The following is a 20,891-nucleotide window of genomic DNA, read 5'->3' as shown; positions in this document are numbered from 1 at the left end:
ATGATCGATTCCGCCGACAACGCCACCCATTCGCTGCCCGTCACGGGGGCGACGCGCCTGCACTTCTCCGACCAGGCGCGCACCACCTTTACGGTCGATCTCGGCCAGGATCTGCTGGGCGACTGGATCCTGACCCAGACCTGGGGCGGTTCCCGGCAGCGCGGCGGCGGCAAGCGCCTGGTGGTGGACGGCCACGAGGCCGGGCTGCAGATGCTGCAGAAGATCGCGGAAAAGAAGGAGCGCAGCGGGTACGACCAGGTGCACCCTTATCACGTGCGTTCGCATTGGCTGTAAGGCCGCTTCCCGCTTGAATTGCCGACAAGGCCGCCTGTAACAAGGCGGCTTTTTTGTTGGCGGGCGTCTTGTGCGCGGCAGGGCGGCAAGGCGCGGGGCGGCCCGATCGTCAACGCCGCCGGCGCCCGGCGTCGTGGGGCGTGGGTCGTGCAGCATCGCCGGCCGCGCCGCAGCGGCGCCCCCAGCAAGAGAAATTCCCCCGTGTTAGTCTGTCCCGCTCGCGTCCCCATCCCGTCCGGCATGATGCCGAAACGACAATAACAAGCGACGCGCCACCCAGGCCCAATACAAGAACACGGAGACAAACAGTGGATTCCAGCCCATCCAGCCAGGCCGCCGGCCGGCATCAGGTCGACTCGCCTTACGCCGCCATGCGGCTGTTCATCACGCTGATCCTGATGATCGTCGGCGCCAGCGGCATGTACGTGATGGCGGTGGTGCTGCCGGCGGTGCAGGCCGATTTCGGCGTCGACCGCGGGCTGGCTTCGCTGCCCTACACCCTGACCATGCTGGGCGTGGGCGTGGGCGGCATGATGATGGGCCGCATGGCCGACAGGTCCGGCATCATGAAACCGCTGCTGCTGGGCGGCGCCTGCCTGGGCGGCGGTTTCATCGCGGCGGCGCTGGCGCCCAACATCTGGGCCTTCATGGCGGCGCACTGTATCCTGATCGGCCTCCTGGGCACGGCATCGACGTTCTCGCCGCTGGTGGCCGATACCTCGCTCTGGTTCCTGAAGCGCCGCGGCATCGCGGTGGCCGTATGCGCCAGCGGCAACTATCTCGGCGGCGCCATCTGGCCGCCCATCGTCCAGCATTTCGTCGAGGCGGTCGGCTGGCGCCAGACCTATATCGGCCTGGGCATCGTGTGCGCCGCGGTGATGTGTTCGCTGGCGCTGCTGATGCGCGCGCGTCCTCCGGCGCAGATGGCCACCGCGGGCGCGGCCCGCGCCGCTGCCGGCAACCGGCCGTTCGGCCTGTCCCCCGGCGCGGCGCAGCTGCTGTTGTGCGTGGCCGGCATCGCCTGCTGCGTGGCCATGGCCATGCCCCAGGTGCACATCGTCGCCTACTGCGGCGACCTCGGCTACGGGCCGGCGCGCGGCGCGCAGATGCTGTCGCTGATGCTGGCCTGCGGCGTGGTCAGCCGGCTGGTGTCGGGCGCCATCTGCGACCGCATCGGCGGGCTGCGCACGCTGCTGCTGGGCTCCTTCCTGCAGGGCGTGTCGCTGCTGCTGTTCCTGCCGTTCGACAGCCTGGCGTCGCTGTACGTGATTTCGGCCTTGTTCGGACTGTTCCAGGGCGGCATCGTGCCGTCCTACGCCATCATCGTGCGCGAGTACTTCCCGGCGGCCGAAGCCGGGCAGCGCGTGGGCGCGGTGATCATGACCACCATGTTCGGCATGGCCATCGGCGGCTGGATGTCGGGCAAGATCTTCGACATGACCGGTTCCTATCATGCGGCCTTCGCCAACGGCATCGGCTGGAACCTGCTCAACTTCGCCATCGCCTTCCTGTTGCTGACGCGGGTGCGCGGCGCGCGACTGAAGGCGGCCTGAGCGCCGGTTCGGCGTCGTGGCTGCGGTTGGCAGCCACGGCGCTTTCGGCTACGCTGTGCGCAGATGACTTCAACAGAAAATTCGAACAACGTCCCGCCGCCACAGCCATGCTGATCCTCTTCCTCAAAGCCGTCGTCCTGATCCCGATCACGCTGCTGCCGATCCTGAACCCGCTGGGCATCGCGCCGGTGTTCGCCAACCTGCTGGGCAACGTCAGCCGCAGCACCGAAAAGCGCATCGCGCGCCAGGTTGCGATCAATTGCTGGTTCATGCTGGTGGCAGCGATCTTCATCGGCTCGCACGTGCTGACGTTCTTCGGGATTTCCCTGCCCATCGTGCGGGTGGGCGGCGGCCTGCTGGTGGCGGTGTCGGGCTGGAAGCTGCTCAACGACAACAGCCAGGACAGCTCCATTCCCAACCAGGTCGCCAAGACCTACGACGATGAAGACCTGCCCGACGACGAGATCAAGGCGCGCAGCTTCTATCCGATGAGCTTTCCGCTGACGGTCGGCCCGGGCACCATCGCGGCGTCGATCACGCTGGGCGCGAACACGCCCACGCGCTTGCTGGATTGGGTGATCTCGGTGGGAAGCGCCGCGCTGGGCGCGGCCTTGACGGCGATGGCGATTTTCCTGTGCTACAACTACGCGCACAAGCTGGTGAAGCTGATGGGGCGCCTGGGCACGATGGTGGTGCTGCGCCTGTCGGCCTTCATCCTGCTGTGCATCGGCATCCAGATCTTCTGGTCGGGCATGTCGGCCTTGCTGGCCGAGGCCGGCATCAGCGGCGTGGCGCCGTAGGCGCGATCGTTTCGCGCCGGATTATTTCAGCCAGCCCAGTTCATCCAGCGCATCCTGCACCAGCTCCAGGCGCAGCAGGGGATTGTCCAACGCCAGCAGGCTCTGCTTGATCTCCACCGGCACCGGCATCATCTCGGCCCAGCGGTTGGCGACCCAGCCGCAGTCGTCGAGGCGAAACGGTTGCGCGATCGGCACCTCGCCCTCGGGCAGGCCCTGGCGCATGACCGACTGCAGCAGGTGTTCAAGCGCCTGCGCGGTGTTCTTCAGTTCGTCGGGGATGGCCACCGCGTGGTCGGCTTCCATGATCTCCACTTCCGCGGTCCACAGGCCGTGCTTCTGCTGCTCGGCCTGCAGGATGCGAAATCTTTCGGCGCCGCTGCATGCGATGCGCATCAGGCCCACCGACGGCGTCGACCATTCACGGATCCTGGCCAGCGTGCCGACGCCGACGAAGCGCTCGGTCTGTCCCGGTCGCCGCACTTCCGCACCCTCGGTCAGCGCCACCACGCCGAAGCCGCTGCCTTCGGCGATGCACTTGGCGATCATGTCCAGGTAACGCACCTCGAAGATCTGCAGCGGCAGCCGCCCATCCGGGAACAGCGTGCTGGCCAGCGGGAACAGCGGGATGGTCTGCGCCGAGATCGGCGGGCGGGGTGTGGCGGGCGCGGCGGGCATGTTCAGCTCCGCCGCGCCGTTGTGAAGGAAAGCGTCGCGGTCATGGCCGCAGCATATACCGGTTCTCGGCCACGCATTCGTAGCGCTGCACGATGTAGCCGTTGTCGTCCACGCTCTCAAGGTAGACGTCGAACTGCCACAGGCGCGCCATGTGGCGCAGCACTTCGTTGGTGCTCTCGCCCAGCGAACGGCCGTCGCTGCGGAAGTGACGCAGCGTCAGGCTGCGGTTGCCGCGCGTGTTGACCGACCAGACCTGGATGTTGGGCTCGCGGTGGTTGATGTCGTATTGCCGCGAGAGCGCCTGGCGCACGTACTGGAAGCCGCGCTCGTTGTGGATGGCCGAGACTTCCATCTCGCTGCGCGCCTCGTCGTCCAGCACCGCGAACATGCGCATGTCGCGCATCAGCTTGGGTGACAGATACTGGGCAATGAAGCTCTCGTCCTTGAAGTTGCGCATCACATGGTGCAGCGTCTCCAGCCAGTTCTTGCCGGCGATGTCGGGGAACCACTCGCGGTCTTCGCTGGTGGGGTTCTCGCAGATGCGGCGGATGTCGCTCATCATCGAGAAGCCCAGCGCATACGGGTTGATGCCGTTGTAGTAGGGCTTGGTGATGGGCGGCTGGAACACCACGTTGCTGTGCGAATGCAGGAACTCCATCATGAAGCCGTCGGTCAGCCGGCCCTGGTCATACAGGGTGTTGAGCAGCGTGTAATGCCAGAACGTCGCCCAGCCTTCGTTCATCACCTGGGTCTGGCGCTGCGGGTAAAAATACTGCCCGACCTTGCGCACGATGCGCACCACTTCGCGCTCCCAGGGCTCCAGCAGCGGCGCGTTCTTCTCGGCGAAATACAGCAGGTTCTCCTGCGGTTCGGCGGGATAGCGTTCTTCGGTCTGGGTCGCCGCGGCCTCCTTCTTGGCCGGCAGCGTGCGCCACAGTTCGTTGACCTGCGATTGCGCGTACGCCTCGCGCTCGCGCTGGCGCGCCTGCTCCTGGGACAGCGAGAGGCGTTGCGGGCGCTTGTAGCGATCCACGCCATAGTTCATCAGCGCATGGCAGGAGTCCAGCAGCTCCTCGACGCGCTCGAAGCCGTGGCGCTCCTCGCACTCGGCGATGTAGTTGCGCGCGTACACCAGGTAATCGATGATGGCGCTGGCGTCGGTCCACAGCTGGAACAGGTAGTTGCCCTTGAAGAAGGAGTTGTGGCCGTAGGCTGCGTGAGCGATGACCAGCGCCTGCATGGTCATCGTGTTCTCTTCCATCAGGTAGGCGATGCAGGGATCGGAGTTGATCACGATCTCATAGGCCAGGCCCATCTGGCCGCGCTTGTAGTCGCGCTCGGTCAGCATGAAATGCTTGCCGTAGGACCAGTGCCGGTAGTTCACCGGCATGCCGTGCGAGGCATAGGCGTCCATCATCTGCTCGGCCGAGATGATCTCCAGCTGGATCGGATAGATATCCAGCTGGTAACCCTTGGCCACCCGCGCGATCTCGTCGTTGTAGCGCTCGATCAGGTCGAAGCTCCAGTCCGACGGGCATGGCAGCGGATCGTACTTGAAGCGGGTATTCATGCGTGCACCTGCTTTTCAAAGAGTTCGCGGAACACCGGGTAGATCTCGGCGGCCGACTGCACCTTCTTCATCGCGAAGTGCGGGTGCGATTCGATCAGCTGCAGGTATTCGGTCCACAGGTTCTGTTCCGGCTCCGCCACCTGGATGTAGGCGAAGTAGCGCGTCAGCGGCAGGATGCTGTTCTCCAGGATGTCGCGGCACTTGGGCGAGTCGTCGTTCCAGTTGTCGCCGTCGGAGGCCTGGGCGCCGTAGATGTTCCACTCGCTGGGCGAGTAGCGCTTGGTGATGATGTCGTGCATCAGTTCCAGCGCGCTGGAAACCACGGTGCCGCCGCTTTCCTGGGAGTGGAAGAAGGTGTTCTCGTCGACCTCGTCGGCGCGCGTGTGGTGGCGGATGAAGACCACCTCGATGTGCTCGTAGTTGCGGGTCAGGAACAGGTAGAGCAGGATGAAGAAGCGCTTGGACAAGTCCTTGCGCTGCTCGTCCATCGAGCCCGACACGTCCATCACGCAGAACATCACGGCGCGCGAGGACGGCTGCGGCTGGCGCACGCGATTGACGTAGCGCAGGTCGAACGGATCGATGAAGGGAATGCGCCAGATGCGCGAGCGCACGTGGTGAATCTCTTCCTCGAGCAGCTTGATCTCCGCCAGGTGCTCGTTGGGATCGCGGTTCAGTTCGGCCAGCTGCAGTTCCAGTTCGTCGAGCTTGTTCTGCAGCGGCGCGCCCAGCGCGATGCGGCGTCCCAGCGAGCTGCGCAGCGAACGCACGATGTCGATGTTGGTGGGCGAACCGTCCACCGAATAGCCCGCGCGCATGTTCTTCCAGTTGGGCACCGTCAGCAGGTTGGTTTCCACCAGCCGCGGCAGCTCCAGGTCCTCGAAGAAGTAATGCATGAATTCTTCGCGCGTGAGTTCGAAGCTGAAGTCGTCCTGGCCCTCGCCGTCATTGCTGGCGCTGCTGCCGCCTTCGCCCCCGCCGCCGCCCTGGCGCGGGATACGGTCGCCCTGCAGGTAATCCTCGTTGCCCGGATGCACCGCCTCGCGGCGGCCGTCCTTGCCGTGATGGAAGAAGGGTTCGGAGACATCCTTGCGCGGGATGCTGATGCTCTTGGACTTGTCGAGGTCGGTGATGCTGCGGTCGCGCACGGCGTCCGCCACCGAACGTTGAATATGCCCCTTGAAGCGCCGCAGGAAGCGCTCCCGGTTGGCAATGCTCTTGTTCTTGCCAGCTAGCCTGCGGTCGATGATCTGATGCAGCACTCGGTTCTCCTGCTAGTGGTCGGCGGCCTGTCGCACCAAGGCGAGGGGCGCGCCGAAGGCTCGCTGCGACGCGCGCCGGCATCGGGCCGCCGGCGCGCGTGCGCGGCGCTTAGGAGGACTTGCGCACGCGCAGGTACCATTCGCACAGCAGGCGCACCTGCTTGGGCGTGTAGCCCTTGCTGACCATGCGGTTGACGAAGTCCTCGTGCTTCTGCATTTCCTCCGTCGATCCCTTGGCGTTGAAGGAGATCACCGGCAGCAGGTCTTCGGTGTTGGAGAACATCTTCTTCTCGATCACCACGCGCAGCTTCTCGTAGCTGGTCCACAGCGGGTTCTTGCCGCCGTTGTTGACCCGCGCGCGCAGCACGAAGTTGACGATCTCGTTGCGGAAGTCCTTGGGGTTGCTGATGCCGGCCGGCTTCTCGATCTTTTCCAGCTCCGCGTTCAGCGAGGCCCGGTCGAAGCTCTCGCCGGTGTCGTGGTCGCGGTATTCCTGGTCCTGGATCCAGAAGTCGGCGTAGGTGACGTAACGGTCGAACACGTTCTGGCCATATTCCGAATACGACTCCAGATAGGCGGTCTGGATTTCCTTGCCGATGAACTCGGCGTAGCGCGAGGCCAGCGTGTCCTTCACGAAGGACAGGTATTTCTGCTCCGTCTCCTGCGGGAACTGCTCGCGCTCGATCTGCTGCTCCAGCACATACATCAGGTGCACCGGGTTGGCCGCCACTTCGGTGGTGTCGAAGTTGAACACGCGCGACAGGATCTTGAACGCGAAGCGCGTCGAGATGCCGTTCATGCCTTCGTCCACGCCGGCGTAGTCGCGGTACTCCTGGTAGGACTTGGCCTTGGGATCGGTGTCTTTCAGGTTCTCGCCGTCATAGACCTGCATCTTGGAGAACAGGCTGGAATTTTCCGGTTCCTTCAGGCGCGTCAGCACCGAGAACTGCGCCATCATCTTCAGCGTGCCCGGCGCGCAGGTGGCCTTGGACAGCGAGGAGCTGCGGATCAGTTTCTCGTAGATCTTGATCTCTTCGGACACGCGCAGGCAGTATGGCACCTTCACGATGAAGATACGGTCCAGCAGCGCCTCGTTGTTCTTGTTGTTGCGGAAGGCCTTCCACTCCGACTCGTTGGAGTGGGCCAGGATGACGCCGTCGAAGGGGATCGCGCCGAAGCCCTCGGTGCCCTTGAAGTTGCCTTCCTGGGTGGCCGTCAGCAGCGGGTGCAGCACCTTGATGGGCGCCTTGAACATCTCGACGAATTCCAGCAGGCCCTGGTTGGACAGGCACAGGCCGCCCGAGTAGCTGTAGGCGTCGGCGTCGTCCTGCGAATATTGTTCCAGCTTGCGGATGTCGACCTTGCCCACCAGGGTGGAGATGTCCTGGTTGTTCTCGTCGCCCGGTTCGGTCTTGGAGATCGCGATCTGGCGCAGGATGGACGGATAGCGCTTGACCACGCGGAACTGGCGGATGTCGCCGTTGTACTCGTGCAGGCGCTTGACGGCCCAGGGGCTCAGGATGGGTTTGAGATAGCGGCGCGGGATGCCGTACTGTTCTTCCAGGATGCCGCCGTCTTCGTCGTAGTCGAACAGCCCCAGCGGCGATTCGTTGACCGGCGAACCCTTGATGGAATAGAAGGGCACCTGTTCCATCAGCTGCTTCAGGCGCTCCGCGATGGAAGACTTGCCGCCGCCGACCGGACCCAGCAGATACAGGATCTGCTTCTTTTCTTCCAGGCCTTGCGCGGCATGGCGGAAGTAGGCGACCACCTGCTCGATGACTTCCTCGGCGCCGTAGAACTCTTTGAAGGCCGGATAGACCTTGATGACCTTGTTGGCAAAGATGCGTGACATGCGCGGGTCTTCCCGGGTGTCCACCTTCTCGGGTTCACCGATGGCCATCAGCATCCGTTCGGCAGCAGATGCATAGACCGCCGGATCGTTCTTGCAAAGATTCAGATACTCTTCAAGCGAAAATTCTTCTTCTCTGGTCTTGTCGAACCGGCTTGCAAAGCTGCTGTAGATATCCATACCACCTCCGTCGCAACGAAAATACGAAACAGAATTTAGTTGTTTGGACTTGCCATCTGCGGTTATCAAAGAACGCGTCGGTGACTCTGGAAAAAGGCCATTGCCGAAGTGTTCTTTGAAAGCCGTAGCATCAACAGCGCGATGCGATAAAACTCGTTTTTATTCTATTCCTTTTCTCTTCCTGCTACTGATCGAATCGCACCTTCTTTGTTTCAGCATAGGTCGGATTTATTTTCGCGTAGCGGCAAACAGCCAGCGTTTTGCATCCCTTCTTGCAGGAATGGGCAGATCGCCTGCGCCAGGCAGCGCGTCGGTCGTTTGCCGGATTGCGTGAAGATGCGTCTTCCCCATGCTCTTTCAATGTGCGGCCTGACGCCGCGGTTGACTTCACAGTGCGCTATTTTTGCGCATCACGCCATGGTGAAAACCCTGATGGCGAACATGGACAAGCGACCGGACAATGGAGTTTTCAACTCCCGCCCGCAACCTCCTGCGGCCTGTTGCGGCGCTCCTCGGCGCTCTCCTGTGCTCCCCGCGCCGCATCGCCTGATCCCCCGCGCGGCCCGCGTCGCCGGCCGCCTTTCCGTTATAGCTGGAATCGTGCCAGATAGGGAAAATCTTGCCGCGCGCTGCCGGCGATTTGCCTTCTTGCGTCGTCAGCGATGAGGTGGCGCCGGCTGCATATGCATGCGCAGGCGACGATGGCGGCGCGCGGATATTTTTTTGTAACGGCAGCTTCCTGCCGCACTGAGTGTTGCTGATCAGCCTCATCGCGGGACCCAGGAAGCCGGGTGCGCGCGATTTGCGCATGTGCATATGCGCGCGCCGCGTTTTGATCGCAGTGCGGGGCAGGCGAGGACGGCGGGGACGGCGGAAATTCTTTAGAACATATCGGCAGGCGCCGCAGCGTCCGGCAGCGAACGCCGGCATCGTCGTGCACCGGGTCGTTGATTGCCTGGAGGAATCTTTTCTGTGCGCCGGTGTTGCAGCAGCTGCCGCACAACGGCAAGCCCGGACGATGTCATCCGGGAAACTTTGTCGCCGCGCGCCACGGTCGCGCTTGGCAAATCCGCCACGTTCTTGCGCGAAAGTGCGTCGCAAGCGTCGCCGGCTCGCCCGGAAAGCGCATAAGTCATTGACAGGTAAGTAGAAAATGCAGTCTAATTCAGGGTTCACCATCTGAAGAATTGCGCACGGTGCCGTCGCAGTGCTGTTTCAGCTTTTGACCGGTCGGAATACACACGTATAAAGACAAGAAGACAAAGCGGGGCCAACAAATGGTGTCAGCGATGCAGGGGCTGCCCGGGATAACTGGCAGCAGGGGTATCGGTGATGCAGGGTGGGAACCCGAGGCACATTGAAAGCGGTTCCAGAATTCCGATTTAATTTTGATGTTTGCTGAATAAGCAGCCCAACTAAGCGAGTCCAACATGAAACGTACTTACCAACCCTCCGTCGTGCGTCGCAAGCGTACCCATGGTTTCCGTGCCCGTATGGCAACCCGTGGCGGCCGTGCCGTGATCAACGCTCGCCGCGCCAAGGGCCGCAAGCGTCTGGCTGCAGTTTAAGCCGGGGCATTGCGCTGCCGTTTCGCGTGACGGACGTTCGTTCACCGCTTCAATCAGGCGACTTCCCCCGCGATCGGCGAATCGTTAAAACGGATGAATTTTCATCCGTTTTTCGTTTGCGCCCTGTCCATCGCACGGAGCATTTCGTGTTGTACGCGCGTCGCAACAGCCTGCCGCAGGCGCGCCTCGGGGTGGTTGCAGCCAAGCGGTTCGCGCCGCGCGCGGTGACCCGCAATACGATCAAGCGCGCCACGCGCGAGCTGTTTCGCCAGGCTTCGCTGCCCGACGTCGACTGCATCGTGCGCCTGTCGCGCCCGGTCAACGCCAAGCGCGACCCAGCCACCAATTCCGCCCTGAAGGCGGCATTGCGGGCCGAACTGGCGCAACTGTTCGCCTTTTTGACGAACGCGCCAGCGTTTGCCAGGAAATAGGAAGTGATGAAAACGCCTTTGCTCCTGCTGTTACGCGCCTACAAGCTGGGAGTAAGCCCGTTCCTCGGGCAGAATTGTCGTTTCTATCCCAGCTGTTCCGACTATGCCGCCGAAGCCGTGCGGATCCATGGCGCGTTCAAGGGCAGTCTCCTGGCAGGCAAGCGTTTGTGCAAGTGTCACCCCTGGCATCCCGGCGGTCTCGATCCGGTGCCCGGTTCTCCGGAGGCATCGGCGCAATCCGAGGCATCCGCCGTTTCCCCGAATTCTCCGCCGCAGCGTTCTGCTGCGCGAGTTTCTCCCACTGTGGCCGCTGACGGTTGCAGCCACTCCTGAACCAATCAATACGCATATGGATATCAAACGTACCGTCCTGTGGGTTGTATTCTCCTTCTCCCTGCTGCTGCTGTGGGACAGCTGGATGCGCCATAACGGACACCAGTCGATGTTCTTCCCGTCGGCCAACCAGACTCAGGAGCAGGCCGCCGCCAACCCGGCAGCCCCCGCCGCCAGCCCGACCGGCTCGCCGGTGCCGCAGGCCGGCACGGCCGCCCCGGCGTCCGCCGCCGCTGTGCCGGCTGCCGGCGCCGCCGCAGCCAAGGGTGAAACCATCACCATCACCACCGACGTGGTCAAGGCCGACTTCGACACCGTCGGCGGCGAACTCAAGCGCCTGGAGCTGCTGAACCAGCGCGACGTGGTGGATCCGACCAAGAACCTGGTGCTGTTCGACTCCGCTGCCGGCCACACCTACCTGGCCGAAAGCGGCCTGATCGGTGGCGCCTTCCCCAACCACAAGACCCTGTTTGCCGCCGAATCCGGTCCGCGCACGCTGAGCAATGGCGACACCGTGCAGCTGGTGTTCAATGCCGAACAGGATGGCGTGAAGCTGACCAAGACCTTCACCTTCAAGCGCGGCAGCTACCTGATCGACGTCAAGCATACCGTGACCAACACCACGGCCGCGGCGATCAATCCGACCCTGTACCTGCAGCTGGTGCGCGACGGCAACAAGCCGGGCGGCGAGTCGCACTTCTACAGCACCTTCACCGGCCCGGCGGTCTACACCGAGGCCGAGAAGTTCGAGAAGCTGGACTTCGAGAAGATCGCCACCGGCAAGCAAGAGCACGTGAAGAAGGCCGACAACGGCTGGATCGCGATGGTGCAGCACTATTTCGTGTCGGCCATCATCCCGCCGCAGCAGGCCCAGCGCGACATCTATGCTGAACAGGTCTCGCCCAACCTCTACCGCGTCGGCGTCAAGCTGCCGCTGGGCACCATCGCGCCCAATGCCAGCCTGACCTCGGACGCGCAGCTGTATTCCGGCCCGACCGTCAACAAGACCCTGGAAGCCATCGCCCCCGGCCTGGACCTGGTGCGTGACTACGGCCACCTTGCCATCATCGCCAAGCCGATCTTCTGGCTGATGACCCACATCCATGCCGTCGTCGGCAACTGGGGCTGGACCATCATCCTGCTGACCGTGCTGATCAAGCTGGTCTTCTTCCCGCTGTCGGCCGCGTCGTATCGCAGCATGGCCAAGATGAAGGCGGTCGCACCGCGCATGCAGGCCATCCGCGAACGCCACAAGGGCGATCCGCAGGCCATGAACCGCGAAATGATGGCGATGTACAAGACCGAGAAGATCAATCCGCTGGGCGGCTGCCTGCCCATCGCGATCCAGATCCCGGTGTTCATCGCCCTGTACTCGGCGCTGCTGGCGTCGGTGGAAATGCGCGGCGCGCCGTGGCTGGGCTGGATCCATGACCTGACCGCACCGGATACGCTGTTTGGCACCATCCCGTACTTCAACATGCCGATCGGCCTGCTGCCGATCATCATGGCGGCATCGATGTTCCTGCAGACCAAGCTGAACCCGACCCCGCCGGATCCGGTCCAGGCCAAGGTCATGATGTTCATGCCGCTGGTGTTCTCGTTCATGTTCTTCTTCTTCCCGTCCGGCCTGGTGCTGTACTGGGTGACCAACAACATCCTGTCGATCGCGCAGCAATGGGTGATCACCAAGAACATCGAGAGCGGCAAGACCAAGTAATACGCTCCACATGTTGCGCCGGCTCCGCGCCCCGGGGCCGGCAACGAAGAGAACCCGTGGAAATCACGGGTTTTTTTTCGGCTGCAAATTCTTCACAGGCCTTAACATTGAGTCTTGCCGGGGAGGGCGCATGCGCCGGGCCGGCAAGACCTGAGACCACAACAAGACAGAAGCACGATGACTTTCGACTCTTCCCCCATTGCCGCCATCGCCACCGCGCCCGGACGCGGCGGCATCGGCGTCGTCCGCATTTCCGGCAAGAACCTGGCGCCGGTGATTGCGGCCCTGTGCGGCCGCGACAGCCTGCAGCCGCGCCACGCCACCTACCTGCCGTTCCGCCGCGCCGACGGCAGCGCCATCGACCAGGGGCTGGCGATCCATTTCCCCGCGCCGCATTCCTACACCGGCGAAGACGTGCTGGAGCTGCAGGGCCACGGCGGCCCGGTGGTGATGCAGATGCTGCTGGCGCGCTGCGTCGAAGCCGGCGCCGAGATCGGCCTGCGCCTGGCCGAGCCGGGCGAATTCACCCAGCGCGCCTTCCTGAACGACAAGATCGACCTGGCCCAGGCCGAGGCCGTCGCCGACCTGATCGAGGCGACCACCGAGGCGGCCGCCAAGTCGGCCTCCGAGTCGCTCTCGGGCGCCTTCTCCAAGGTGATCCATGAACTGGTCGAGCAGGTCACCAGCCTGCGCATGCTGGTCGAGGCCACGCTGGACTTTCCCGAAGAGGAGATCGATTTCCTCAAGCAGTCCGACGCCCGCGGCCAGCTCTCCAAAATCCGCGCCACGCTGGAAGACGTCTTCAAGCATGCCGCCCAGGGCGCGCTGCTGCGCGACGGCCTGAACGCGGTGCTGGCCGGCAAGCCCAACGTCGGCAAGTCCTCGCTGCTGAACGTGCTGGCCGGGTCGGACGTGGCCATCGTCACGCCGATTGCCGGCACCACGCGCGACAAGGTCACGCAGACCATCCAGATCGAAGGCATGCCGCTGAACATCATCGACACCGCCGGCATCCGCGAGGCGGGCGAGGACGGCAGCGGTCCCGACGAAGTCGAGCGCATCGGCATCGAACGCACCTGGGCCGAAGTGGCCAAGGCCGACGTCATCCTGCACATGCTCGACGCCGACCGTGGCCCGACGTTGGAAGACGAGAAGATCACCGCGCGCTTCCCCGAAGGCGTGCCCATCATCCGCATCTGGAACAAGATCGACCGTTCCGGCCACAAGCCGGCGGTAGACCAGATGCCGGACGCCACCCACATCTACGTCTCGGCCGCCGAAGACCAGGGCATCGACCTGCTGCGCGGCGAACTGCTGCGCATCGCCGGCTGGCAGCAGACGGTGGAGTCGCGCTATCTCGCGCGCGAGCGTCACCTGCTGGCGCTGAAGTCGGCCGGCGAACACCTGGAGCACGCCGCCGCCCACGCCGCCCTCGACAACGAGGCCGGCGAGCATGCGCTGGACCTGTTCGCCGAGGAACTGCGCCTGGCGCAGGAGCGTCTGTCCAGCATCACCGGCAGGTTCACGCCGGACGACCTGCTGGGGGTGATCTTCTCGCGCTTCTGTATTGGCAAGTGAAATGTCCGCATCGCTGACATGAGGCTGAAGGACGTAACAAAAAGTTAGCATCTCGCCTTAAAGGCTTGACCAGTTGATAAAACCTCGCGGGGGATGTTACAGCGTGTAAAAACGATGGAGGCGGGAAGAGGGCGTGGTTATTCTGAAGGTCCTCCCCCTCCAATTCATCACCCCTGAGAATTGGATTTAGCCCGCCGCCGCAAGGTGCGCGGGCTTTTTTACGTCCGCGGTGTTCGCGCAGGCGCAGTGTCGCCGGATGTCCGCGTTCTTCGCAGGGCAAGACGCGCCGCCGTCTGCAAGAAAAATGTCGCGCTGCTAAGATGCCGCTTTCTCTCGACCTCATCCACAGGAGCAAGCATGTCTTCCAATCCGCGCGCAGCCGACTATCCCATCGATCCGCACTTCATCAACCGCTGGTCGCCGCGCGCCTACACCGGCGCAGACATTTCGGAAGAAACCGTGCTGACCTTCCTGGAAGCCGCACGCTGGGCGCCGTCGGCCTACAATGCGCAACCCTGGCGCTTCGTCTACGCGCGCCGCGGCACGCCGGCGTGGCAAAGCCTGCTGGGCCTGTTGAACGAATTCAACCGCAGCTGGGCCGAGAAGGCTTCCGTGCTGGTGGTGGTGCTCTCGCGTACCGTGATGGTCCCGCCCGGCGCCACCGAAGCCGTGCCGGCGCCGACGCATTCCTTCGACACCGGTTCGGCCTGGGGCTACATGGCGCTGCAAGCCAGCATCTCCGGCTGGCACGCGCACGGCATGGCCGGCTTCGACCGTGAAAAGGCGCGCACCGAACTGAACGTGCCGGCCGAGTTCTCGGTAGAGGCCATGGTCGCCATCGGCAAGCTGGGCGACAAGTCCATCCTGCCGGAAGGCCTGCAGGCGCGCGAGCTGCCGAGCCCGCGCGAGCCGCTGTCCAAGCTGGCGTTCGAAGGCAAGTTCAAGGCCTGATCGCGGCGACGACAGCAAGCCGTAAATATTTTCGCAAAACCGCTACAAAGTACTGGCTTTTTAAAAAAGGCTCTTATAGAATAGCGGTCTTTCAGCAAGAGCAGTTCCGCTGAAGACGATTTAGGAGTGGTAGTTCAGTTGGTTAGAATACCGGCCTGTCACGCCGGGGGTCGCGGGTTCGAGCCCCGTCCGCTCCGCCAAATAAAACGCCCGTTCAACGAAAGTTGAGCGGGCGTTTTTCTTTTTGCGAAGCAAAAATGCGGAGTGGAGGGAGCCGCCTGCGCGGCTCCCGGCGGGGCGAGAAGGGAATCGCTTGCAAGCGATTCCGCGGCCTGCGCTGGTGTAGGAGAGCCCCGTCCGCTCCGCCAAATAAAACGCCCGTTCAACGAAAGTTGAGCGGGCGTTTTTCTTTTTGCGCGGTAAAAAATATTCAACGGGGAGATTCGCTTGCGCTGGAAAAGAATCGCCTGCGAGTGATCCTCGCTCTGCATGGCGTCGACACCGCCGCGCCCTTTTTCTGCAACGACCCGCCTCAGGCCTCAGTGACGGCACTGATCCATTCCCTGAACGCCTTCACCCCGCGCATCCCCGCATCGCCCTTCCGGTAGCAGAGAAAATGCATCTCCCGCTCTATCGTCCTGAACGCCTCGCCGCCGACCACCACCAGCGCCCCGCGCGCCAGTTCCGCTTCCGCGAAGCGCGCCGTCTCCAGCGCCACGCCCAGGCCGTCCACTGCCGCGGCCACCGCCAGCGAGCCGCGGTCAAATGAGGAATGGGCGCGGGCGGGCAGGCGGATTCCGTGCAGGTCGAACCAGTCCTTCCAGCGCACCGGATTGAGCTTGGATTCGATCAGCGTCAGTCCCAGCAGGTCCTTGGGCTCGCGCACCGCATGCCGGCGCAGCAGTTCGGGCGAGCACAGCGGCACCGTCGCCTCGATGCCCAGCGCTTCCACGACCACGCCGTCGCGTTGCGGCGGCATGCCATAGGTGATGTCGATGCCGACCGCGCTATCGCGCTGCAGGTCCACCGGTTCGGCGCTGGTCGACATCTGCAGCGTGATGTCGGGATGCGCCTGCATGAAGCGGCCCAGGCGCGGGCTGAGCCATTTGCCGGCGAAGCTGGGCGCGCAATGCACCGCCAGCACGCTGCGCGCGTCACCCGGGCGCAGCGCCGCGCAGGCGTCTTCGATGGCGTCGAAGGCGGTGGACAATTTATCCTGCAGCAGCTGGCCTTCCATGGTCAGGCTCACGCGCCGCGTCTGGCGGATGAACAGATCCTTGCCGCACCATTCTTCCAGCGCGCGCACCTGGTGGCTGATGGCCGAGGTGGTCAGGTGCAACTCTTCGGCCGCGCGCGTGAAACTGCCCAGGCGGGCAGCGGCCTCGAAGGCGCGCAGGGAAAAGAAGGAAGGCAGTTTGCGCATCGGCACTCGGGCAATCGAGAAATCGGGTTCATGAAAGATGGTTGAGCCTGATTCAACAATCGGTGAAAACAGGTCTTTTGTCAACGCGCGCCTGCGCTGCCACCATGGGCGTTCCAACCAGAACACCTGAGGAGACCCCATGCTGGACAGCGTCAAACGCACTTCCGTCTACCAGCCCGAGCAGCTGGGACTGCGCTTTCCCGAGATGCCCGATTTCAAGAACCCGGAGGAGCAGCGCCTGCACCTGAAGAAGCGCCTGGTCGCGGCCTGCCGCGCCTTTGCCCAGCAGGGCTTCGACTACGGTTTTGCCGGGCACCTGACGGTGCGCGATCCGGAGCGCCCGCATTTGTACTGGACCAATCCGATGTGCGTGCATTTCGCCCAGGTGCGCTTGTCGAACCTGATCCTGGTCGATCATGAGGGGCGCGTGGTGGAGGGCGACTACGCGGTCAACCGCGCCGGTTTCGTGCTGCACGCGGCGGTGCACGAGGCGCATCCCGATATCGTCTCGATGTGCCATGCCCACACCGAATACGGCACCGCCTTCGCCGCGCTGGGCCAGCCGCTCTTGCCCATCAGCCAGGATGCGGCGGCGTTCTATGAAGACCATGTGGTCATCGGCGACGAGGCCGGCAAGGTCGCGGTGGAAGTGAAGGGCGGCCATCGGGTAGCCAACGCGTTCGCCGGGGTGAAGGCGGCGATCCACCAGAACCACGGGCTGCTGACCGCCAGCCGCCACGGGATCGAGTCGGCGGCGTTCTGGTTCATCGCGCTGGAGCGCTGCTGCAAGCAGCAGCTGCTGATCGCCGCATCCGGCCAGACGCCCCGGCTGGTGCCGCCGGACAAGGCGCGCTACAGCCGCGAGCATGTCGGCAGCGACTACATCGGCTGGCTGCACTTCCAGCCCATCTACGAGCACCTGGTGGCGACCCAGCCCGACATGTTCACCTGAGGGCCGGCCGGGCAAGAAAAAAGCCGATGCGTCCTGCGACGCATCGGCTTTTTCATCGGCGAAAGACCGTGGATGAAGCTCAGCCCTTGGCCTTGCCGCCGCTCAACTGCTCCACCACCTGGCGCGGCGCCTCGGCGTAGTGCTTGAACTCCATCGAGTAGGTCGCGCGGCCCTGCGACAGCGAACGCAGCGTGGTCGAGTAGCCGAACATCTCCGACAGCGGCACCTCGGCGCGCACCAGCTTGCCGCCGCCGACCATGTCTTCCATGCCCTGTACCATGCCGCGGCGCGACGACAGGTCGCCCATCACGTTGCCCATGAAGTCTTCCGGCGTTTCCACCTCGACTTGCATCATCGGCTCCAGCAGCATGGGGCCGGCGCGCTTCATCGCTTCCTTGAAGGCCATCGAGCCGGCCATGCGGAAGGCGTTCTCGTTGGAGTCGACGTCGTGGTAGGAGCCGAAGGTCAGCGTCGCCTTCACGTCCACCACCGGGTAACCCGCCAGCACGCCGGCCTTCAGCGATTCCTGGATGCCCTTGTCGACCGCCGGGATGAATTCGCGCGGCACCACGCCACCCTTGATGGCATCGACGAACTCATAGCCCTTGCCGGCCGGCTGCGGCTCCAGCTTGATCACCACGTGGCCGTACTGGCCGCGTCCGCCGGACTGCTTGACGAACTTGCCCTCGACGTCTTCCACGCCCTTGCGGATCGCTTCGCGGTAGGCCACCTGCGGCTTGCCGACGGTGGCTTCGACGTTGAACTCGCGCTTCATGCGGTCCACCAGGATTTCCAGGTGCAGCTCGCCCATGCCGGACATGATGGTCTGGCCCGATTCCTCGTCGGTATGCACGCGGAAGGACGGATCCTCCTGCGCCAGGCGGTTCAGGGCGATACCCATCTTCTCCTGGTCGGCCTTGGTCTTGGGCTCGACCGCCTGCGAGATCACCGGCTCCGGGAAGATCATGCGTTCCAGGATGATCGGGTGCTCCGGATCCGACAGCGTGTCGCCGGTGGTCACGTCCTTCAGGCCCACGGCGGCAGCGATGTCGCCGGCGAACACTTCCTTGATCTCCTTGCGCTCGTTGGCGTGCATCTGCAGGATGCGGCCCAAGCGTTCCTTCTTGCCCTTGAGCGGGTTGTAGACCGTGTCGCCGGAATTGACGATGCCCGAATACACCCGGAAGAAGGTCAACTGACCCACGAACGGATCGGTCATGATCTTGAAGGCCAGCGCCGAGAACGGCTCCTCATCCGACGGATGGCGTTCGATCTCCGAATCGTCCTCGGCATGGCCGGCGATGGCCGGCACGTCGACGGGCGAGGGCAGGTAGTCGATCACCGCGTCCAGCATGGCCTGCACGCCCTTGTTCTTGAACGCGCTGCCGGCCAGCATCGGCACGATTTCGCCGGCCACCGTGCGCAGGCGCAGGCCGCGCTTGATGTCGTCCTCGGAGAGCGGATTGCCGGAGAGATATTTCTCCAGCAGCTCTTCATTCGCCTCGGCGGCCTGTTCGACCATCTTGTCGCGCCACTGGCGCGCGCTGTCCTCCAGCTCGGCCGGAATGTCTTCGTACTTGAACAGCACGCCCTGGCTGGCCTCGTCCCAGATGATGGCTTTCATCTTGACCAGGTCGATCACGCCCGAGAAGTGGTCTTCGGCACCCACCGGAATCTGGATCGGCACCGCATTGCCCTTCAGGCGCTCTTCGATCTGGCGCTGCACGCGGAAGAAGTCCGCGCCGATGCGGTCCATCTTGTTGACGAAGGCGATGCGCGGCACCTTGTACTTGTTGGCCTGGCGCCAGACGGTCTCGGACTGCGGCTGCACGCCGCCCACCGAGTCGTACACCATCACCGCGCCGTCCAGCACGCGCATCGAGCGCTCGACTTCGATGGTGAAGTCGACGTGGCCCGGGGTATCGATGATATTGATGCGATGCTCCGCATAATTGCCGGCCATGCCCTTCCAGAAGGCGGTGGTGGCGGCCGAGGTGATGGTGATGCCGCGTTCCTGCTCCTGCTCCATCCAATCCATGGTGGCCGCACCGTTATGCACTTCGCCGATCTTGTGGTTGACGCCGGTATAAAAAAGAATGCGCTCGGTGGTCGTGGTCTTGCCTGCGTCGATGTGGGCGCTGATACCGATGTTGCGGTAGTTTTCTATTCGGGTCTTGCGGCTCATGGCATATCCTTTCGATGGGTGCCGTTGGTGCTCTGAGTGGAGCGAGGATTGAACGGTTATGGTTGTCGGTACGGCAATTCCGGGAGTTGGTCCGGCCTTGCGCTTTGCCGTTTTCGCCACATTTATGTAACGAGGATTAGATAATAGGAATGCCGCGGGGTTTCTTCAAGAGCAAGCGGCATTATTTTTGTAATGCAGATTAAAATAAACTACACTGCCTGACAAATCCATTACCCCTAAGGGTAATCCGGGCAACAAAAGGGGCAACCCGCAAAGGACACCGATGATACGAACACGCGGCCGCCCGCGCAGCTTCGACCGCGAACAGGCGCTGCAGCTGGCCATGCAGGTTTTCTGGAGCAAGGGTTACGAAGGCACAACCATGGCCGACCTGACCGAGGCCATCGGCGTGAAGGCGCCCAGCCTGTACGCGGCCTTCGGCGACAAGAACGCCCTGTTTCGCGAAGCCGTGGATGTCTATTCGCGCACCGTCAGCGCCGAGCCGCTGCGCGAGCTGCAGGCCGGCCGCGGAATCCGCGAAGACCTGTGCGCGATGCTGCGCGCCAGCGTGCGGATGTACAGCGGCAAGCACGGCGTGCCCGGCCTGCCGGCAGGGAAGGGATGCATGGTGGTGATCTCGGCGATCAACTGCGCTCCCGAGAATGCCGAGCACAGCGACGCCCTTTCGCAGCGCCGTCACAAGCGCCGCAACGAGATACGCGCGCGCCTGCTGCAGGCCCAGCGCGAGGGCGAGATCCGGGCCGATGCGGACGTGACCGCACTGGGCGACTTCTATACCAGTTTCCTGAACGGCCTGGCGCTGGGCGCGCGCGACGGCGTGTCGGCCGCGCGGCTGGCGGCGACGCTGGAACACGCGATGTTGCCGCTGGAACACGCGCTGGTGGTGGCCGGCAAGCGCAAGGGCGCCGCCAGGGCAGCCTGATTCCGGGATTCTTGCCTGGCCGCAAGCGCGGCTTCAAACAAGAAAGGCCGCGTTGCGCGGCCTTTGTCTTTGCTGATGCGACGCCCGGCGCTTACCAAGGCAAATCGTTGTCCCCGATGCGCTTGTCGCAGATGCCGATCGGCACCGACATGGCCTGGGCGTCGGCACGGGCGCTGAGCACTTCCTTGACCTTGATGATCTGGGCGCGGCTGGGAATGATCTCGGTGGCGCTGTGGGAAATCCAGCGATCGAGCACGGCCGAGATCTCATCCGAGCCCAGGGTCTGCACTTCGGCGTGGCTGGGGACGCGGGTATTGAGGCCGTGGTGCGCCTGGCGATGCCCGAACTCCTGGGCCAATTGACGATTCAAGCTGGGAACATCGAAATACTGTGCGGAATTCATGACGCCTCCTGAAGGAATGAACCTGAATGGCGCCCATGGTATACCCCGCCGGCGGGATTGCCGCATTCGCCGTCAAATAAATGCGGGCGGGAGTCCGATTGCATTGCGCGAGCGCAACTTTGCATCGAATCGCTATCGGCGGCGCCGCTTGCATAGGAAAATATAAGCGCATGTTCTTCGCATGTCGCCTCTTTCGCGGCGCGAATCGGAGTACTGTTGCA

General features: G+C 63.6%; 19 protein-coding genes and 1 tRNA gene. 12 read left to right on the top strand and 8 right to left on the bottom strand.

The features are described from left to right. The 3 genes from CEJ42_RS15605 (at position 1) to CEJ42_RS15595 (ending at position 2,647) form a co-directional block, all read left to right on the top strand. Entirely contained in the window at positions 1 to 294 is a 294-nt protein-coding gene (locus CEJ42_RS15605; protein WP_088751708.1) for a WGR domain-containing protein, read from the top strand. A gap of 371 nt (positions 295 to 665) precedes the next feature. Further along, positions 666 to 1,847: an MFS transporter gene (locus CEJ42_RS15600; RefSeq protein ID WP_079219295.1), complete on the top strand. Its 1,182-nt coding sequence runs from the start codon at positions 666 to 668 to the stop codon at positions 1,845 to 1,847. 107 nt (positions 1,848 to 1,954) lie between these two features. After that, positions 1,955 to 2,647: a MarC family protein gene (locus CEJ42_RS15595; RefSeq protein WP_079217911.1), complete on the top strand. Its 693-nt coding sequence runs from the start codon at positions 1,955 to 1,957 to the stop codon at positions 2,645 to 2,647. A 21-nt stretch (positions 2,648 to 2,668) separates the two neighbouring features. On the opposite strand, the gene CEJ42_RS15590 is transcribed toward CEJ42_RS15595, so the two are convergent. The 5 genes from CEJ42_RS15590 to CEJ42_RS24640 all read right to left on the bottom strand — a co-directional run bounded on the left by CEJ42_RS15590 (position 2,669) and on the right by CEJ42_RS24640 (position 8,996). Then, complete coding sequence (locus tag CEJ42_RS15590; protein ID WP_079217912.1) at positions 2,669 to 3,322, bottom strand: LON peptidase substrate-binding domain-containing protein; 654 nt, start codon at positions 3,320 to 3,322, stop codon at positions 2,669 to 2,671. Between the two features lie 40 nt (positions 3,323 to 3,362). Further along, complete coding sequence (locus tag CEJ42_RS15585) at positions 3,363 to 4,892, bottom strand: SpoVR family protein (protein WP_079217913.1); 1,530 nt, start codon at positions 4,890 to 4,892, stop codon at positions 3,363 to 3,365. Beyond that, positions 4,889 to 6,154, bottom strand: a complete 1,266-nt coding sequence (locus tag CEJ42_RS15580) for a YeaH/YhbH family protein (protein ID WP_088751707.1) — start codon at positions 6,152 to 6,154, stop codon at positions 4,889 to 4,891. Before CEJ42_RS15580 ends, CEJ42_RS15585 begins: the two co-directional genes overlap by 4 nt. A gap of 109 nt (positions 6,155 to 6,263) precedes the next feature. Continuing rightward, entirely contained in the window at positions 6,264 to 8,186 is a 1,923-nt protein-coding gene (locus tag CEJ42_RS15575; RefSeq protein ID WP_079217915.1) for a PrkA family serine protein kinase, read from the bottom strand. Positions 8,187 to 8,573: 387 nt separating this feature from the next. Continuing rightward, on the bottom strand, positions 8,574 to 8,996 hold the full coding sequence (locus CEJ42_RS24640; protein WP_129587748.1) for a hypothetical protein: 423 nt from the start codon (positions 8,994 to 8,996) through the stop codon (positions 8,574 to 8,576). 620 nt (positions 8,997 to 9,616) lie between these two features. Between CEJ42_RS24640 and rpmH the strand changes: the two genes are divergently transcribed. The 7 genes from rpmH to CEJ42_RS15540 all read left to right on the top strand — a co-directional run bounded on the left by rpmH (position 9,617) and on the right by CEJ42_RS15540 (position 14,964). Continuing rightward, a complete protein-coding gene (rpmH, locus tag CEJ42_RS15570; RefSeq protein ID WP_006461360.1) occupies positions 9,617 to 9,754 on the top strand; it encodes a 50S ribosomal protein L34 in 138 nt (45 codons plus the stop codon). Positions 9,755 to 9,780: 26 nt separating this feature from the next. Further along, complete coding sequence (gene rnpA, locus CEJ42_RS15565) at positions 9,781 to 10,185, top strand: ribonuclease P protein component (RefSeq protein ID WP_079217916.1); 405 nt, start codon at positions 9,781 to 9,783, stop codon at positions 10,183 to 10,185. Between the two features lie 6 nt (positions 10,186 to 10,191). After that, positions 10,192 to 10,518, top strand: coding sequence for a membrane protein insertion efficiency factor YidD (gene yidD, locus CEJ42_RS15560; protein ID WP_079217917.1), 327 nt, complete (start codon positions 10,192 to 10,194; stop codon positions 10,516 to 10,518). A 16-nt stretch (positions 10,519 to 10,534) separates the two neighbouring features. Then, positions 10,535 to 12,235 (top strand): membrane protein insertase YidC, encoded by a 1,701-nt coding sequence (gene yidC, locus CEJ42_RS15555; protein ID WP_079217918.1) that lies wholly within the window; start codon positions 10,535 to 10,537, stop codon positions 12,233 to 12,235. Between the two features lie 177 nt (positions 12,236 to 12,412). Further along, positions 12,413 to 13,813: a tRNA uridine-5-carboxymethylaminomethyl(34) synthesis GTPase MnmE gene (gene mnmE / locus CEJ42_RS15550; protein WP_079217919.1), complete on the top strand. Its 1,401-nt coding sequence runs from the start codon at positions 12,413 to 12,415 to the stop codon at positions 13,811 to 13,813. A 357-nt stretch (positions 13,814 to 14,170) separates the two neighbouring features. After that, positions 14,171 to 14,764, top strand: a complete 594-nt coding sequence (locus CEJ42_RS15545) for a nitroreductase family protein (RefSeq protein WP_088751706.1) — start codon at positions 14,171 to 14,173, stop codon at positions 14,762 to 14,764. A gap of 123 nt (positions 14,765 to 14,887) precedes the next feature. After that, positions 14,888 to 14,964: transfer RNA gene (locus CEJ42_RS15540), tRNA-Asp, on the top strand. A gap of 332 nt (positions 14,965 to 15,296) precedes the next feature. Here CEJ42_RS15540 and CEJ42_RS15535 read toward each other — a convergent pair. Next, positions 15,297 to 16,187, bottom strand: coding sequence for a LysR substrate-binding domain-containing protein (locus CEJ42_RS15535; protein WP_088751705.1), 891 nt, complete (start codon positions 16,185 to 16,187; stop codon positions 15,297 to 15,299). A 139-nt stretch (positions 16,188 to 16,326) separates the two neighbouring features. On the opposite strand from CEJ42_RS15535, the gene CEJ42_RS15530 reads away from it, so the two are divergent. Further along, positions 16,327 to 17,139 (top strand): class II aldolase/adducin family protein, encoded by an 813-nt coding sequence (locus CEJ42_RS15530; protein ID WP_088751704.1) that lies wholly within the window; start codon positions 16,327 to 16,329, stop codon positions 17,137 to 17,139. A 79-nt stretch (positions 17,140 to 17,218) separates the two neighbouring features. Here the strand turns inward: CEJ42_RS15530 and fusA are convergent, their stop codons facing one another. After that, positions 17,219 to 19,324 carry an elongation factor G gene (gene fusA / locus CEJ42_RS15525; RefSeq protein ID WP_079217923.1) on the bottom strand — a complete coding sequence of 702 codons (2,106 nt, stop codon included), beginning with the start codon at positions 19,322 to 19,324 and terminating at the stop codon, positions 17,219 to 17,221. Between the two features lie 283 nt (positions 19,325 to 19,607). Between fusA and CEJ42_RS15520 the strand changes: the two genes are divergently transcribed. Further along, positions 19,608 to 20,267: a TetR/AcrR family transcriptional regulator gene (locus CEJ42_RS15520; protein WP_079217924.1), complete on the top strand. Its 660-nt coding sequence runs from the start codon at positions 19,608 to 19,610 to the stop codon at positions 20,265 to 20,267. Between the two features lie 91 nt (positions 20,268 to 20,358). Here the strand turns inward: CEJ42_RS15520 and CEJ42_RS15515 are convergent, their stop codons facing one another. After that, positions 20,359 to 20,670 (bottom strand): hypothetical protein, encoded by a 312-nt coding sequence (locus tag CEJ42_RS15515; protein WP_129587747.1) that lies wholly within the window; start codon positions 20,668 to 20,670, stop codon positions 20,359 to 20,361. Between the last annotated feature and the right edge of the window lie 221 nt (positions 20,671 to 20,891).

Source organism: Herbaspirillum robiniae (genome assembly GCF_002213415.1).
Classification (GTDB): domain Bacteria; phylum Pseudomonadota; class Gammaproteobacteria; order Burkholderiales; family Burkholderiaceae_D; genus Herbaspirillum; species Herbaspirillum robiniae.
Note: the sequence above shows the minus strand (reverse complement) of the source record. Positions and strands in the feature narration are given on the sequence as shown.

Excerpts from the sequence above, each read along its gene's own strand:
- CEJ42_RS15605 (WP_088751708.1), top strand. The coding sequence starts at position 1 with ATGATCGATTCCGCCGACAACGCCACCCATTCGCTGCCCGTCACGGGG.
- CEJ42_RS15600 (WP_079219295.1), top strand. The coding sequence starts at position 666 with ATGCGGCTGTTCATCACGCTGATCCTGATGATCGTCGGCGCCAGCGGC.
- CEJ42_RS15595 (WP_079217911.1), top strand. The coding sequence starts at position 1,955 with ATGCTGATCCTCTTCCTCAAAGCCGTCGTCCTGATCCCGATCACGCTG.
- CEJ42_RS15590 (WP_079217912.1), bottom strand. The coding sequence starts at position 3,322 with ATGCCCGCCGCGCCCGCCACACCCCGCCCGCCGATCTCGGCGCAGACC.
- CEJ42_RS15585 (WP_079217913.1), bottom strand. The coding sequence starts at position 4,892 with ATGAATACCCGCTTCAAGTACGATCCGCTGCCATGCCCGTCGGACTGG.
- CEJ42_RS15575 (WP_079217915.1), bottom strand. The coding sequence starts at position 8,186 with ATGGATATCTACAGCAGCTTTGCAAGCCGGTTCGACAAGACCAGAGAA.
- CEJ42_RS24640 (WP_129587748.1), bottom strand. The coding sequence starts at position 8,996 with ATGCGCAAATCGCGCGCACCCGGCTTCCTGGGTCCCGCGATGAGGCTG.
- rpmH (WP_006461360.1), top strand. The coding sequence starts at position 9,617 with ATGAAACGTACTTACCAACCCTCCGTCGTGCGTCGCAAGCGTACCCAT.
- yidD (WP_079217917.1), top strand. The coding sequence starts at position 10,192 with ATGAAAACGCCTTTGCTCCTGCTGTTACGCGCCTACAAGCTGGGAGTA.
- yidC (WP_079217918.1), top strand. The coding sequence starts at position 10,535 with ATGGATATCAAACGTACCGTCCTGTGGGTTGTATTCTCCTTCTCCCTG.
- mnmE (WP_079217919.1), top strand. The coding sequence starts at position 12,413 with ATGACTTTCGACTCTTCCCCCATTGCCGCCATCGCCACCGCGCCCGGA.
- CEJ42_RS15545 (WP_088751706.1), top strand. The coding sequence starts at position 14,171 with ATGTCTTCCAATCCGCGCGCAGCCGACTATCCCATCGATCCGCACTTC.
- CEJ42_RS15535 (WP_088751705.1), bottom strand. The coding sequence starts at position 16,187 with ATGCGCAAACTGCCTTCCTTCTTTTCCCTGCGCGCCTTCGAGGCCGCT.
- CEJ42_RS15530 (WP_088751704.1), top strand. The coding sequence starts at position 16,327 with ATGCTGGACAGCGTCAAACGCACTTCCGTCTACCAGCCCGAGCAGCTG.
- fusA (WP_079217923.1), bottom strand. The coding sequence starts at position 19,324 with ATGAGCCGCAAGACCCGAATAGAAAACTACCGCAACATCGGTATCAGC.
- CEJ42_RS15520 (WP_079217924.1), top strand. The coding sequence starts at position 19,608 with ATGATACGAACACGCGGCCGCCCGCGCAGCTTCGACCGCGAACAGGCG.
- CEJ42_RS15515 (WP_129587747.1), bottom strand. The coding sequence starts at position 20,670 with ATGAATTCCGCACAGTATTTCGATGTTCCCAGCTTGAATCGTCAATTG.